At 49.9% G+C, this 15,017-nt stretch carries 15 protein-coding genes; 13 read left to right on the top strand and 2 right to left on the bottom strand.

Annotation, left to right across the window (positions count from 1 at the left end; genetic code table 11):
- Window positions 1–46 precede the first annotated feature (46 nt).
- Window positions 47–454 carry an ANTAR domain-containing protein gene (locus tag PQG83_RS02175; protein ID WP_312746271.1) on the bottom strand — a complete coding sequence of 136 codons (408 nt, stop codon included), beginning with the start codon at window positions 452–454 and terminating at the stop codon, window positions 47–49.
- Between the two features lie 291 nt (window positions 455–745).
- On the opposite strand from PQG83_RS02175, the gene PQG83_RS02170 reads away from it, so the two are divergent.
- The 9 genes from PQG83_RS02170 to PQG83_RS02130 all read left to right on the top strand — a co-directional run bounded on the left by PQG83_RS02170 (window position 746) and on the right by PQG83_RS02130 (window position 9,682).
- On the top strand, window positions 746–1,189 hold the full coding sequence (locus tag PQG83_RS02170) for a PRC-barrel domain-containing protein (protein ID WP_312746269.1): 444 nt from the start codon (window positions 746–748) through the stop codon (window positions 1,187–1,189).
- Between the two features lie 115 nt (window positions 1,190–1,304).
- Window positions 1,305–1,793, top strand: a complete 489-nt coding sequence (locus PQG83_RS02165; RefSeq protein WP_312746267.1) for a cytochrome c3 family protein — start codon at window positions 1,305–1,307, stop codon at window positions 1,791–1,793.
- 12 nt (window positions 1,794–1,805) lie between these two features.
- Complete coding sequence (locus PQG83_RS02160) at window positions 1,806–4,001, top strand: molybdopterin-containing oxidoreductase family protein (protein WP_312746265.1); 2,196 nt, start codon at window positions 1,806–1,808, stop codon at window positions 3,999–4,001.
- Window positions 4,001–4,738, top strand: a complete 738-nt coding sequence (locus PQG83_RS02155; RefSeq protein ID WP_312746262.1) for a 4Fe-4S dicluster domain-containing protein — start codon at window positions 4,001–4,003, stop codon at window positions 4,736–4,738. The genes PQG83_RS02160 and PQG83_RS02155 overlap by 1 nt, the downstream gene beginning before the upstream one ends.
- Window positions 4,735–6,063, top strand: coding sequence for an NrfD/PsrC family molybdoenzyme membrane anchor subunit (gene nrfD / locus PQG83_RS02150; RefSeq protein WP_312746259.1), 1,329 nt, complete (start codon window positions 4,735–4,737; stop codon window positions 6,061–6,063). Before PQG83_RS02155 ends, nrfD begins: the two co-directional genes overlap by 4 nt.
- Window positions 6,047–6,592, top strand: a complete 546-nt coding sequence (locus tag PQG83_RS02145; RefSeq protein ID WP_312746256.1) for a quinol:electron acceptor oxidoreductase subunit ActD — start codon at window positions 6,047–6,049, stop codon at window positions 6,590–6,592. The genes nrfD and PQG83_RS02145 overlap by 17 nt, the downstream gene beginning before the upstream one ends.
- 14 nt (window positions 6,593–6,606) lie before the next feature.
- Window positions 6,607–7,122, top strand: a complete 516-nt coding sequence (locus tag PQG83_RS02140; protein WP_312746253.1) for a c-type cytochrome — start codon at window positions 6,607–6,609, stop codon at window positions 7,120–7,122.
- Between the two features lie 29 nt (window positions 7,123–7,151).
- Window positions 7,152–8,324 carry a cytochrome ubiquinol oxidase subunit I gene (locus tag PQG83_RS02135; RefSeq protein ID WP_312746250.1) on the top strand — a complete coding sequence of 391 codons (1,173 nt, stop codon included), beginning with the start codon at window positions 7,152–7,154 and terminating at the stop codon, window positions 8,322–8,324.
- Window positions 8,321–9,682 carry a cytochrome ubiquinol oxidase subunit I gene (locus PQG83_RS02130; RefSeq protein ID WP_312746248.1) on the top strand — a complete coding sequence of 454 codons (1,362 nt, stop codon included), beginning with the start codon at window positions 8,321–8,323 and terminating at the stop codon, window positions 9,680–9,682. Before PQG83_RS02135 ends, PQG83_RS02130 begins: the two co-directional genes overlap by 4 nt.
- Window positions 9,683–9,905: 223 nt before the next feature.
- Here the strand turns inward: PQG83_RS02130 and PQG83_RS02125 are convergent, their stop codons facing one another.
- Window positions 9,906–10,277 carry a CBS domain-containing protein gene (locus PQG83_RS02125; RefSeq protein ID WP_312746246.1) on the bottom strand — a complete coding sequence of 124 codons (372 nt, stop codon included), beginning with the start codon at window positions 10,275–10,277 and terminating at the stop codon, window positions 9,906–9,908.
- Between the two features lie 286 nt (window positions 10,278–10,563).
- Between PQG83_RS02125 and mgtE the strand changes: the two genes are divergently transcribed.
- From mgtE to PQG83_RS02105, 4 genes are all read left to right on the top strand, one after another.
- Window positions 10,564–11,913, top strand: a complete 1,350-nt coding sequence (gene mgtE / locus PQG83_RS02120) for a magnesium transporter (protein WP_312746243.1) — start codon at window positions 10,564–10,566, stop codon at window positions 11,911–11,913.
- A gap of 187 nt (window positions 11,914–12,100) precedes the next feature.
- The gene (locus PQG83_RS02115) at window positions 12,101–12,574 is read left to right on the top strand and encodes a CreA family protein (protein WP_312746241.1); all 474 of its coding nucleotides are present in this window, start codon (window positions 12,101–12,103) and stop codon (window positions 12,572–12,574) included.
- 437 nt (window positions 12,575–13,011) lie between these two features.
- Window positions 13,012–14,415: a BON domain-containing protein gene (locus tag PQG83_RS02110; protein WP_312746239.1), complete on the top strand. Its 1,404-nt coding sequence runs from the start codon at window positions 13,012–13,014 to the stop codon at window positions 14,413–14,415.
- A 147-nt stretch (window positions 14,416–14,562) separates the two neighbouring features.
- A complete protein-coding gene (locus PQG83_RS02105) occupies window positions 14,563–14,913 on the top strand; it encodes a hypothetical protein (protein ID WP_312746236.1) in 351 nt (116 codons plus the stop codon).
- The last annotated feature ends 104 nt before the right edge of the window (window positions 14,914–15,017 follow it).

Raw genomic sequence — 15,017 nt, 5'->3', positions numbered from 1 at the left:
ATTGAATAAATTTTTGAATTCAAGTCCGCCTTTAACAATTCCGGCCTCATGCCCAGGACTCTGCCTGCCTGTTTGCCGAGGAATAACATAAATCCAAATTCAAATGCTCTTGGGCAATTCGGATAGCACCCATGACCCGATTGACGGCCAGAGGACGACCAGCCGTTTGAATAGCACCAAAACGGGACACCTCAGGAACGAATGGTTCAGAAGTTCCGCCTCCCAACACAATCGTTTGGCCTTTAAACCCGGCAGATTTCAGATCCCGTAAAATTTCTATCGTATCAATATACGGGCAATTACCATCCAGGATGATGATATCTGGAGGGGTTTGTCGAAGGTGCATCCGCAAATTTTGAGTCGGGGAAATTCCCATCGCACCTTTTCCCATTTTTCGCAACCGGCCTGTCATCATCTCTACAAATTTTTGGTCCTCTGTCACAAGGAAAATCATCTGCGCCTCCTTCATCCATGTATGACAAAATCAGCCTGCTGCCTTTTAGTGGATTTCGATGGGATCCGCCACTATCAAAAACCCTTGACTGTGCCAATTTCGTGATTCCTTCATAGTTAACCTACGTTTACAGAGGGGTCTTTAGAGGATGCTAGACAAAGTGCTGATGGACCAACACATTTTATCTATTTTAGTGAGTGGAATAGGAATCTACATTGAACAGAGTACCCTGCTTCTTAAGTGAATGTTAGTAAAAAGGACCTATGAATCCGCCGCACGATGGAGGTCTCTATGCCGGTATCCTTTTTAATGACTTTTTTCGCTTTCATCTTCATCCCTGAGCCCTGTTCCCAAGCTATGGCTTTTTCCCCTAACCAGGGCTCCTACAAAGCGAGTGAGCTGGTTGGAAAATCAGTCAAGAATTTGCAAGGTGAGGATATTGGGCAGATTGAGGAACTGGTCATTGGAAGCAATGGAGAAGTCGGGTATGCAGTTTTATCCTTTGGAGGGTTTTTAGGTATGGGAGATAAGCTCTTTGCTGTCCCCTGGGCCTCGCTTGCCCACCAACCGGATCGCGAGTATTTGACTCTGGATATTCAGCCGAAAAAATTAGAAAAGGCCCCAGGCTTTAATAAAAATGATTGGCCGGACATGAAGGATGAAAAGTGGAAATTCCTCATATGGGAATTCTACTCAACGACGGATCAAATCCCTCAGAATTTCAAGGCCCGGTAAGCCTGTGGGGGGCCATGGGCCGAAGCGGACAAGAATGAAGGGACATCAGCCATAGGTCACTTATCATCCTCACATCTGTACAAGAATGAAGTCTGGAAGAATAAAAGGAGTCATCTTGGCGTTATTAGCCGGAGGTTTTGCCATGGGGATCGGTGCACTCTATTCCATCGGAAGTGCCGACCTGCCTGTTCAAGATCAGCAACCTGTACGTTTCAGTCATCGACAACATGCGGGAACGTTGAATATCCATTGTCAATTTTGTCACCGGTATGCCACACAATCTCCAGTGGCCGGTGTCCCTTCCATGGCTTTGTGCCAGACATGTCATGAGTCCCTTTCTGAAACGACACCGGATATGAAAATGCTGCAGATTTATTGGAAAGTAAAACGGCCGATCCCTTGGGTCAGACTGCAGCGCCTTCCGGATCATGTCTACTTCACGCATGAAATGCATCTGTTCGCGGGCCTGTCCTGCACCTCATGCCATGGAAATGTTGCCCGCATGTCGAGCACCCCGAGAGCTCCCACCTATGAAATGGGCTGGTGTTTGACCTGCCATGAACAACGAGGAGCCTCTCACGATTGTTGGACCTGTCACAAGTAAAAGGACACGGCCATGGACCTATACCGCCGGACTTTATTTAAGATTCTTGGACTGACAGCAGCCGGGTCATCTCTGCCGGGATGTGAGCGAGAGGTGCATAACCTGGTGCCCTATCTGTTGCCGGACGAGGATATTGTTCCCGGAGTGGCGAATTGGTATGCCTCCACATGTCAGGAATGCGAAGCCGGTTGCGGGACCATGGTTCGCGTCATGGAAGGGCGCGCAAAAAAAATTGAAGGCAATCCCAAACATCCGGTCAATGAGGGAAAACTCTGTGCCCGAGGACAAGCCGCTCTTCAGGGTCTGTACAATCCCGACCGCCTTCAAGGGCCTCTCAGACGTGAAGGCAAAAGAGGTCAAGGCCAATTCCGTCCGATCACCTGGGAAGAAGGCCTAGCAGAATGGGTGGAGCAACTCGGAACCCATGCCGGAAAGTCCGCCATGGTTGCCCGTCCGATGTCAGGCACATTAGCCAGCCTGTTGACCACGATGATGGATTCCCTATCCGGTCGTCTCGTGATGTATGAATCCACGGGGGAACAGACTCTCAGAACAGCCAACCATCTCAGCTTTGGAACCCATGCCCTTCCATATTATGACCTGGCAAATGCGGATTACCTCTTGTCATTCGGTGCCCCATTCCTAGAACACTGGCTCTCACCAGTATCCTTTGGTGTGGCCTATGGAAAATTCCGGCAGGGTCGTCCGTTGGTTCGAGGTCGTTTCATTCAGGTGGAGCCACGTCTATCGCTCACCGCGTCGAATGCGGATCAATGGATTCCTCTTAGGCCGGGAACCGAAGGGTTATTGGCGATGGGCATTGGACAGGTTTTATTACGGGATGGCCTGACAGGACTTTCTTCTTTTCACCGGCCATCTTTTCACCACACCTTTTCTGCTTTCTCATTGGAAGATATTTCGGCCAACACAGAAGTCTCGCAAGAGGTCATGACTCAAGTGGCCCATGAACTGGCATCAGCGAATGCTCCGCTTGTTCTGGGTGGAGGTCCGGCTGCGGCCCAGACCAACGGCACATCAACGCTTATCCTCATTAATGCACTCAACGTGATGATCGGCGCTATTGGGCGACGCGGCGGACTCCAATGGATGGAACCTCCTGACTCGCCGGTGGACCTCGCCCGACCCGGATTGGCCAGTGAGCGCACGCTCCTGGATTTGGCCCGGGAATTTGAGCAAGGTTCCCGCACGCTGCTTCATCTGTATCGCGCGGATCCTCTGTTCACCCTTCCACCGTCACTGAAGTTTGAGCGGGTGTTTGACCATGCGCAGTTCATCGTGAGCTTCAGTTCCTTCCTGGATGACTCGACGCTGATGGCTGATCTGATTCTGCCGGATCATGACCCGCTGGAATCGTGGGGTGATGTTGTTCAACAGGATACGACCCCCGTGCCGATCTGGAGTGCCTCGCAGCCTGTGGTGCGTGCTCTCTATGACACAAGGCCCATCGGTGATGTGTGGTTGGAGGCCGCTCATCGATTGGGCGGATCTCTCCGTGAACGGGTCCCCTGGAATACCCATCACGATATGCTGAAGAGCCGGTGGCAGACTGTCCTTACGAAGCATGATTCGCCACAGTCAGTTGATACCCGATGGAGAGAGACTTTGCAGAAAGGCGGGTTGTGGCCTTCCAACATCCCCATGCGTCAGATGAACCCGGTCCTACCCTCCGTCACCTATGAACCGCCGCAATTCCTGGGGAACTCCTCCGACTACCCTCTGTATTGTTATCCCTATCCGTCCCTGGGATTGCATGACGGGCGTGGGGCCAATCGTCCCTGGCTTCAAGAATTGCCGGATCCTTTGACCACCGGCATGTGGGGAAGTTGGATTGAACTCAATCCAACCACGGCCCAGGCGTTAGGAATACATCCTGGCGACCGGGTTCGAGTCACATCGGATTATGGATCGATCGAAGCGTCCGTCATGGTGTTTCCAGGTCTGCATCCCGACATGATTGCCGTTCCCATGGGCCAGGGGCACCGTGCGTACGGACGATATGCCCAGGGGCGCGGAATGAATCCCATGGTCTTGCTTGGTCCAAGTTTTGATCAGCAATCAGGATCTCTGGCCACAGGGGGGACGCGCGTGCGTGTTGAGCGTATCAAAGGCGGATCGCGGTTGCCGATGTTGGAGCAGTCCGGAAAGAACCCTGTCTTCGGGCGTATACAGGAAACGGGAGGTTTGTAATGAGTCAAGATCCTCAAGCAACAAATGAATACTCAAAACAGGCGGCATCCCCCTATAAGTGGGAAATGGTCGTCGATCTGGACCGGTGCTCCGGATGTGAAGCCTGTGTGGTGGCGTGTCATGCCGAAAACAATATCCGCATTTCCGGGGAGGAGGAAGCGGCCGAAGGGCGAGCGATCAATTGGATTCGCATTGAGCGATATTGGGAAGGAGACTATCCCAACGTCAAAGCCAAATTCCTTCCGGTCATGTGCCAGCATTGTGACGATGCTCCATGCGAACCCGTCTGTCCCGTCTATGCTTCGTATCACACCCCTGAGGGTTTAAATGCTCAGGTCTATAATCGTTGTATCGGTGTTCGATACTGCGGGAATAACTGTCCCTATGTCGCCCGTCAATTCAATTGGTTCGACCCCAGTTGGGACGAGCCGTTGGCGGAGCAGTTGAATCCGGATGTGTCCGTTCGATCCGGTGGTGTGATGGAAAAATGCACGTTTTGCGTGCAACGAATTCGAAGTGGAAAGGAAGCGGCTCATAAAGAAGGCCGCCGGGTCAGGGATGGAGAAATCACACCCGCCTGTGTGCAATCCTGCCCCACATCCGCCCTGATATTTGGTGATCAGAATGATCCCGACAGCCGGGTGTCTCACTTGAAGAAGAGCCGGAGGGGATTTCATCTGATGGAATCTCTGGGTACGCATCCGGCCGTGACGTATTTGCGGAGGCTGTCGGAATGACCGACCGACCAACGGTGTGGGAGGAAATGCCCAAGATCAACCGGGACCTTCTCTCGCCGCTTCAGACCACGACCTGGACCTATTATCTCTGGGTAGGCGTGCTGTCCTGCTTTGTCGCAGCGGGCGCAGGAGCCTGGACCTACCAAATTCAAACCGGAATCGGACAAACCGATTTGCATCATCCCATTTTCTGGGGTTCCTATATTGCCTCGTTCGTTTTCTGGATCGGCGTCAGCCATTCCGGAACGTTTATTTCCGGTGTCTTGCGGTTAACCAATGCGGAATGGCGTCGCCCTATCACGCGCATAGCTGAGCTCATGACCGTTGTGGCCCTTCTCGTCACCGCGTTATTCGTGTTCTATCACCTGGGTCGGGTCTGGCGGTTTTATTACCTGATTCCATACCCCAATCAACGGGAACTCTGGCCGAACTTTCGATCTCCGCTGATGTGGGATGCGACAGCCATTTTTACGTATGCGACGGCAAGCACCATCTATATTTATCTGCCCTTAATTCCCGACTTTGCGCTGGCCCGGGATCGAATTCACGGTTGGAGAAAAACGGTGTATCGCTGGTTGGCGATCGGATGGCATGGATCTCAAGCGCAGTGGCGCACATTGGAAATGGCCATACGCATTATCACGCCCCTGATCGTGATGGTCATGATTTCGGTGCATTCCATTGTTGGTTTTGATTTCAGCATGGCTCTCGTGCCGGCATGGCATTCGACTATTTTCGCTCCCTATTTTGTGGTCGGCGCGGTGCATTCAGGCCTCGCGATGGTGTTGATTGGTCTCTACGTTCTGCGGAAAGTGTATCATTTGCAAAATTATGTTCGAACCGAACATTTTGAGAAACTCGGGAAATTGTTGCTCGTCACGACCCTGGTCCTGGCCTATATGTATTTTGCTGAGCAGTTAACGATCTGGTATGGCAAGGTGCCGGATCATATTGCCGTGCAGAATTCTCTCCTCTACGGAGCCTATGCCGTCCCGTTCTGGTTCATGGTGAGTTGTATTTATGTCGTTCCTCTGCTAACGCTGGTATGGCCTCGTTTTCGACAATGGCCGGTAGGACTCATGATGGTGGGGTTGATCATCAATCTCGGTATGTATATAGAGCGCATGCTGATCATTGTCCCTCCCCTCGCCCATCCGAGACTGTCATTTCAGTGGGATGAGTATTTCCCTTCGCTGATCGAACTCGCCATTCTGGTTGGAACGTTGGCCCTGGCTCTCTTGTTGTATTCCCTTGCGGTGAAATTCGTTCCGGTGATTTCAATCTGGGAAGAAAAACTGGGAAAAAAACATGCCCAAGAACACTGAGACGGCAGACAGACAGGTGGTGCTGGGATTATTCGATCCGGCGATTTCTCTCCCTCCTGTGCTTGATCAATTACGACGCCAGGGCATTCCCGATATCCTTATGGAAATTCTCTCCCCTCTTCCGCTGGAATCCTCGCTGCTCAATAAACCGGTTCGCATTCCGCTCCATCGCCTGACCATTATCGGAGGGATTGTGGGAATTGGAATCGGCCTTTTTTTCGCCGCAGGAACCGCGCTGTTGTATCCCTTAATGACGGGCGGAAAACCCATTGTGAGTATTCCGATAGTAGGAATTATCTCTTATGAAACTATGATGCTGATGGCAATTGTCGTGACCTTTTTTGCGGCGGCGATCAAAATTGCCTTCGTGCAACAGTCGGGCCTTCGAAATGATCCGCGCATTGATGAGGGGTCGGTAGGTCTATCAATACAGGTTGGGAACGACACAACCAAGGCTCACTCTATTTTCCGCCTGCTTCAAAAAGCCGGGGCTTCTGAAGTGGAAATCCTGACCATAGCGGGTAACTGAAGGACCGAGGAAAGATGCTGAACCATGTTGATTGGAACCGCTCGTACCGTTTCCTGAGTTGGATTCTGTTGGCTGGACTATTTCTATGGGGATGCTCGGAAGATATGGAAGAACAACCGTCGTTTTCTCATCAAGAAGCTCCACGGGTACATTCACCGCCGGAAAGCTCTCCGAATAAGACGCCATTTTCCCTTGCGACATCTCCGCTGGAACAGACAAACAATCCGCTCGATGGCGCACGGCTCTTTGCAATCAATTGCGCCCATTGTCATGGACAACAGGGAATGGGTGACGGACCGGTTGCCGGGTATCTGCCGGACCTGCCGCCCAATCTTCACGCTTCGGCGGTACAACAGAAACCGGATGAGGGGCTGTATACCATTGTCACTCATGGAGAACATGTGATGCCCGCGTTTGAACCATTTCTTTCTCAGGAAGAAAGATGGGCCTTAGTGGCATTTCTTCGGACTTTTTCGGATCATGCGCCATCCGCCAGTCTCTTGATGCAGAAACGGAATCCGCCGAGTTAATTAGCGTCTTTGGAAATGTGGTAAACAGAATGACGAGTTCAAGCTTTTGGATCGGCTTTTTCAGTTTGGCCCATATTACCCTCGCGAGTCTTGGTGTGGGATTCATGGTTCTGGCTCCCATCGCGGAAGGATTGGGACGCAGTCGCCCTTATTTCACGGATTTTGCGTATCTGGCCACACGATTTACGCTGGTGACGTATACCACCAGCATCGTGTTGGCTGTCTTTATGCTGGAATTATTCATCGGACTTTTCCCTCTCACAAATAGCTACCTGTTTAACCACTTCCGCTATCCTTTGCATCTGGCTTTGATCGTGTTTTTCATTCAAGTGTTGTGCCTGTATCCCTATTATCATTTTTGGGATCGGCTTCGTTCGAAAAGTATCACCTGGCATATCACGTTGGGAACGGTCGCCGCCGTACTCATTCTGATATGGGGTGGAATTCTTGACGGGATCGGTTCATTTATGATGACTCCTGTTCAGGGCGATAATGGATGGGCAAGGCTCTGGAACCCGACATGGGTCCCCTTGATGGTCCATCGATTCTTTGGAAACCTGGTCATCGCCGGATATGTCATGGCGGCGTATGCCGGATGGCGTCTTTGGAACCATTCCGGTCAAACAAAGAATGATGCCTATTACCTCACACTCATCAAAACAGGCATGGCCATCGGCATTGTGAGCCTGATGATTCAGCCGGTCTCCGGTTTCGTCTTCGCGCAACACATACAGAATGCACAGCCGGATATTCTGCAGAACCTCTATGAAGGCCAAACGGTTCTGCTCGTGATAGGGCAATTTACCCTCCTGGCCCTACTCCTGTTAGGCAGCCATCTCATTTTTCGCTCGGTTCATCTGGAGCGGGGACATTCCTACCGGGCTGAGGTATTTTATGTGCTGACAATCGTGTTGATGGTCGTTCTGGCGCCGTATCCTTTGTATCGGCGTATCGTGAATTTTATCGTGCTGTTTCAAACGGGTTGGTACCTTCGGTATGTGTTTCCTGTTTGGATGCGTGGCTCAACGCCCTCACTCAACAAGCCGTTCATTCATTTCATCGCCATGGCCCTTGGTCTGGCCGCGCTGGTCCTCTATTTGACAATGGGAACCATCCGGGAAGTGGCAAGAGGACCCGATACCATTCATGGAATTATCAACAATCAGATGGAATCGACGTTTAGAAGCCAAACATTCCCATGACTCTTGAGCCACTGGAAATTTCTCTTACCGTCGGGCGTGTGGCCATTGCCGCTTCTGCCCTGACTCATAGTTTATTTGCCACCTTCATTGTGGGTTCATCCTTGATCGGAGCCGTGACGGCAACATTCAGCTATGTCACGGAAAAAGAATGGTTCCACCGGTTGGCCAAGCTGATTGCATTTGCATTGGTGATTTCCACTGCGAGCATTTCATTCTTTGGCGTCGTTCTGGTGTTTGCTCTGAACATCTATTGGCCTCAATTCTGGCACCGTCTGTTTCACATCATGTTTTGGCCGTTTTTGGGAGAGGCCGCATTGTTTTTGGGAGAAGCGATTTTTGCCTATGCCTGGTATTACCTTTGGGAGTGGGGACGGCATGGGTGGAGACAAAAGGTGCACTTGGCCTTTATATGGCTTGCCGCAGGCTGTGCCTTAAGTGCCATGTTTATGATCGATATTACCGCTTCCTATATGCTGACGCCGGATCCCATTCATTCGGCATGGGAGAATGTGTTCAATCCCACGATGATTCATTTGGATCTTCACCGGTGGTTTGGCAATCTGACGTGGGCGGGCTTTGCCCTTGGTGGGATCTGTGCCGTACGTTATCTGAAATCTACAACCGATACAGATCGCAACTTTTTCCAAAAGGGAGGAAGTTACTGTTTTGTCATTGGCTATGGAGCTCTGCTGGTCATGCCGGTGGTGGGGTATCAATATTTGCTTCATTTGCGATATGGACAACCCCAGGCCTTTTATACCGTGATGCTAGGAGAACGTTCGTGGCTTTTTGATGTCGTGGCGTTATTGTATGGATTATTAATACTGGTCGGTTCTCTGTATGTCATGCAGATGGTTCGGTCCCAGTCAAAACCGCCTCCATCTTTCATCGGATTCATCCCATTGTCACTCACGGTCATCGTGATCGCCGCAATGATGTTGGCGATGCCCTATCAATTGCAGCATATCCCTCTTCTTAATCGGTTGACCGATCAGGAAATTAATTCTTTGGGGAAGATGCAACCGTATAAATATTTTGCGCTTTCAAGCCTTGTGGTCTTTGGATTCGGACATTGGCTGTACTCTTTGCGGGTGTTTGGGCGAATGCCCCCCGCCACCGTTTCGAGATCCGCGTCAGAAGCTCCGCGAAGGATGGCGGGTATGTTGGTGACGTTGGCAGGGTTGACGGTGATCATTCTCTTAGCCATGGGATGGGTACGCGAATCCGCACGAGCAGTCAACGGGTACCTCATTTATGGTGAGATGCGGTTGGAGGACGAAAAATCAACGTATCAAGCCTCCCCTTCCGACAATGGAACTTTTCCCCAAAAGATTCCTTACGATTCCTTTGAGCAATGATCCAAATCCTCCATTTGCCGCGGGAAGGGCAGAGTTTTTTGCCGAATGCAAGTCTGACATTGGCGTGTGAAGAGACTTCAAATCGTTATACATCAATTGAAAATGAAAGAATCATCGGAAGTTGGGGAACGGGCGTTGGCCGGAACATCACGGAATCCGTCGACTTTATGTGTTTCCGCACTTCAAGTCTTCGCCAGTATTTTCCGTATGGGGCATGACTTCTTTAAACCGAACTTCCTGAAATATTTTCCTCCGAAACAATCCCGACAGCGTGCCCCTCATTATTTAATACGACCAGACAACTCTTCTGCATTCGTTTCAGAAGTCGGGTCATCTCATCGACCGTGAGATATTCGGAACAGGTCATGTCTCCGGCCATCATGGCATTTCGAACCTGAGTCTCCGTGAGATCCCAACCACCAAGAGTACTTTCTATATCAATGTTCTGGTGAGTGAGAATTCCCACGATCCGGTTGTGATCAACGACAGGCAAACGGCTTAAACCGAGTCGTTTCATAGACAGGACGGCCCGATCTAAATATTCATAGCCGTTTAAGACCTCTGCCACGGGGGTCATAATATCCTTGACGATCATCCTACTCCTCCTTCGTATTTTATAAACATGCTTCTTATGTCTAACTTAGTACTTCTTTCCATCACCTTTCACCGGTGGACCTTACCACGAATACGTGACAAAACGACCCTATTAAGAACCCTGGTGTTTACTTTGTTGTCTATAATCCTCAAACTAAAATTCCCCCTCTGCCTCACTGGGCACTAACCGCGGGGGTTCTGGAAGAATGATCTATTCTTTTATTTATACAAAGTCGAATAAGGTAAGCTCGTCAGTCATTCGCTATACCGGATGGGAGGAGTCATAAATGGAGCTATCTACGGTAGAGGAGTTGATTGCACAACAAAAGTGGACTGAATTGCGAGAGCTGTTGAACGGCCTTCCGCTTCCAGAGGTAGCTGAGGCCCTGTCGAATACCCCCAAAGCGGCCCGCGTCCTCGTATTCAATTTCCTTTCTCGTACTGATTCCGGTGAACTGTTTTCATACCTGACGCCGGAAATTCAAGCTTCGTTATTGACCGAACTCACCGACAGGGAAGCGGGTGAATTGTTGGCCAAACTGAGGCCTGACGATCGGACAGGAGTGCTAGAGGAATTGCCCGCCCTCGCCATCAGCCACTTACTCACCCTTTTAGGTCCTGAAGACCGGCAGGAAGCAGAACAGCTCTTGGGGTATCCCGATGAAAGTGTCGGTCGATTAATGACTCCCGACTATGTATCTGTGCTTCCCGCCTGGAGCATCCAACGAGCCCTGACCCATATACGGTGGAAAGGCAGTGATTGCGAGACAATTTCTACCATCTATATCACAGATGAAAATGGGAAATTATTAGATGCGTTAGAGTTACACCAATTTGTATTAGCCGATCCTTTGGAGACAGTCGAGAGCATCATGGACCAATCCTTTACCTCACTCTCGGCCTGGGACGATCGGGAGGAAGCCGTCCGCATGATGCAAAAATATGATCTGTTTGCCCTTCCTGTCGTTGACACCAACGGCACCCTACTCGGAATCGTGACGGCCGATGATGTGTTGGATGTGGCCGAAGAAGAAGCCACGGAAGACATTCAAAAAGGAGCAGCCGTCGAACCGTTGAAAACCAGTTACCGGGAATCGGGCATATGGATGCTCTATCGCAAACGCATTCCCTGGCTGATGGCATTAATTCTGGTCAATCTCACTGCTTCCAGTGTCATCGCCGTGTATGAGGAAATCCTAGCTTCCACACTCGTCTTAACATTCTTTATTCCCATGTTAATGGGAAGCGGGGGGAACACCGGCGCACAAGCCGCCATGCTGATGGTTCGATCCCTGGCCATTGAGGACCTGAAAGCCTCACAATGGTTGAACACAGCCTGGAAAGAGCTAGCCGTAGGGAGCACTCTGGGCTTAACAATGGGAATCGGTGCGGGTTGTATCGGTTATGCATGGGGAGGGATAGTTGTGGGCGTCGGTGTGGGATTAGCAATGGTTGCCGTCGTTGTAGTCTCCAATCTCCTCGGAGTATTATTTCCTGTCCTCTTGACCAAATTAGATATCGACCCTGCCGTCGCTAGTAGCCCCATGGTCACATCTACCACGGATGTGACGAGTCTTATCCTATATTTTTCTATTGTCCGGTTGGTAATCGATAAACTGCAAGGAGTGGGAATGTAATGGTCGCACCCCCGCGGAGCAAGGAACAAGAACACCCTGTGTCCTGGAGCGTCTAGCCGTGGACGTTCTGGATGAAGAGGTTCCGAATTTGTCCAGTTTTGAGTTATAAGGACTATAGAGTAAAGTAAAGCCCATCGAATTATTCATCTTGGATAAGGCCAAACACCGGTTAAGGGAGAAGGCGTACATGCTGAAATTTTTCTTAAAGGTTCTGTTCTTTTCCGCTCTGATCGTCCCTTCGAGTTATGCGGAGGAAATCGGAAGTGTGGATACAAAATTCAATTTTTTGGGTCCTGATCACAAAATTGTGATTGAAGCATTTGATGATCCCAAGATTGAAGGAGTCACCTGCCATCTGAGTCGAGCGAAGACAGGAGGATTGAAAGGCATGGTTGGTGTCGCTGAGGACACTTCAGATGCCTCAATTGCCTGCCGCCAGGTCGGTCCCATTCGCATTGTTGGTGAGCTTGAAGAAGGAGAGAAGGTGTTTCACGAGAGTCGATCACTGATTTTTAAAAAACTGCAGGTGGTCCGATTCTTTGACAAGAAGCGTCAGACATTCATCTATCTCGTATACAGCGATAAAGTGATCGAAGGCTCACCCAAAAATTCGATCTCGACCGTGCCGATCAGTTCGTGGTCAAATCCACAACAACGATAAAGGAATACATGCCAATTGGCATACATTTTAATGTCTCGTCGTATTGCCAATGCTCTCTCCGCATATGCTGTTGATTGAGGTCTGTTAAATTCATGTGCACTCTCACAATGACTTTTCCATAAATCCCTCCGGCATGAGGCGCCTAGCCTAAAACTACCCTTCGCATCCCGGAATTCCAGGGTTTCGCATAGGACCCTTTTCCTCCAATTTCGTGTATACAGAACGAAAAAGCTACGCGTTTCCCATCATTTCAATAGATGTATTCCAGTGGTCTTCTCCTAAATGGGGTTAGACGGATGTAAACACCGGTCGAGGTCAATGTTTGGCCTGAGAGAGAAATCGGGATATTGGGATAATTTCAACACCCTCGGTTAATCCAGATGAAAAACATTTTTCGACAAGGCTTCATAACTCTTCCTGTAAGGGTAATGTTATTAATGTTGGCCTTGCCATCAGTTGGTTTGGCCGCAGTGCACCAGACTATCATTACGGACAAGGATATTACCGTCGCTATTGAAAGTCGTTTACTCGTCGATCAGACGGTCCCCTCAAATGGCATTGATGTCCATACAGATAATGGAGTCGTTATGCTGTCGGGTGAGGTCCCTACAATGCTGGCCAGGGAGCGTGCAGGAAAAGTTGTTTCCAGCATTCGAGGAGTTCAAGCGCTTATCAATACCATCGCCGTGAGCCCTACCAGCCGGATTGGCAACGAAGAACTGCGATTCAAGGTGTATGCCGCCTTGGCCTCAGATCCGGCATCAGACTCTTATGAAATTACCGTACAGGTGAGGCAGGGTCGCGTCATGCTGACTGGAACAGTAGAAAGTTGGCAGGAAAAGCAATTGACTGAGGAAGTAGTCAAATCGGTAAAAGGTGTTCAATCTCTCAGAAGCCGGATTACCGTGAACCCGCCGGCTTTTCGTCCCGACTCAGAAATCGAAGCGGAAATTTTCCGCCGCCTTCAATCCGACGTCTGGGTCCATGAAAGCCTCATCGGCATCATGGTCGACCAGGGGCATGTGACGTTAACCGGTACGGTGGGGAGCCTGGCTGAAAAGAATAGCGCCTATAGAGATGCCTGGGTGGGTGGGGTTAAAGACGTCAATGTGGCCCCACTCAAAGTTGAATGGTGGGCACGGGACAAAATGCTTCGTCATCGCAAAGATGTATTCACATCAAACACCCATACAGCAGAGGCGATACGGACAGCCTTCACATATGAACCCCGCCTTCAGGATGTTGACATCGACGTGCGTGTTGTCGAAGGCACGGCTTTCCTTACCGGAATTGTGGATAACCTGGCCGCTAAATACGCTGCGGAAGAGACGACACGGAATACGGAAGGCATTTGGCGGGTACGCAGTTTCATTAAAGTTCGTCCTCCCGTGCGACTTACTGATCGCGATCTGGAAAAACGGGTCCGGGAAGCGTTCAATCAGCATCCTCTCATCGATCGCTACGAAATTAAGATTTCAGCCAATAGTGGAAAAGTATCTCTCGAGGGATACCTGAATTCTCCTACCGAAGTTTCCCAAACCCTTCGCGCCGCGGCAAGAGTAAAGGGCGTCATCAATGTCGTGAATTACCTCCAAATCCAATCGCCTGATAAATTGGATGAGGAAATTTGGGAAGAGATCAGACGTGCATTTTGGTGGGATCCGGGTCTTTTTGAGCAGGATATTAGGGTTACCGTCTCCAATGGCACCGTCACCCTCAAGGGAACCGTTCCTACTATCGTGGAATGGAGACGAGCTAGAGAAGTCGCCAGGAATTCGGGAGCCGAACGGATTCGTAATCGTTTAAGAGTGCGGTATGGTCCTGATTTTCATTCTACCTAAGGTGCATTATTTTTTCACCCACTCAAAAAGGAGTATTAAGAAAGGAGAGTATGTATGCAACAGAACTTTTCACAAAAATCATTCATCTTCTTCATCACCACGATCCTTTGTGTTTTCTCTTTTTTGAATATATCATTCGGGAAGACCATGAATTTTCAACAGACACCTATTCCTCCCGTGGCTCTGATAAAGGATGTTCAGCAGAATCACGAACCCTATATTAAAGATGTCCACCAAAAAATAGAGAAATCACGTAAGCTTCTAAATGACCTAGCAAAAATGCGGACGCATGCCACTAGCGAAGAGAGAAAAGAGGAACTCTATGCTCCCGTGATGAAGCTGACAAAAGAATTGGAGCATGCGGAACGTGTTGCTGAAAATCTCAATGTCAGTGATCCCAAAGGGTGGCAGAGGAACAAAACAGAAATGGATGCGGTGCTAGCGGATTTGGAAGTCACATACAACAAAACATCGCCGCTCCTGAATGGTCCAAACTAGATACCTCCAAGATGCCGTTTCTCAAACCCAGTTTGCTGCGGCATCAGGAGAAGAAGGAATGAACAGAGGCTATCAAAATTCTACCTTGGTGGCGAAAAAGTCTC

Origin of the sequence: Candidatus Nitrospira neomarina (genome assembly GCF_032051675.1) — a bacterium.
Taxonomy (GTDB): domain Bacteria; phylum Nitrospirota; class Nitrospiria; order Nitrospirales; family UBA8639; genus Nitrospira_E; species Nitrospira_E neomarina.
This window is presented reverse-complemented; position numbering and strand designations above follow the sequence as displayed.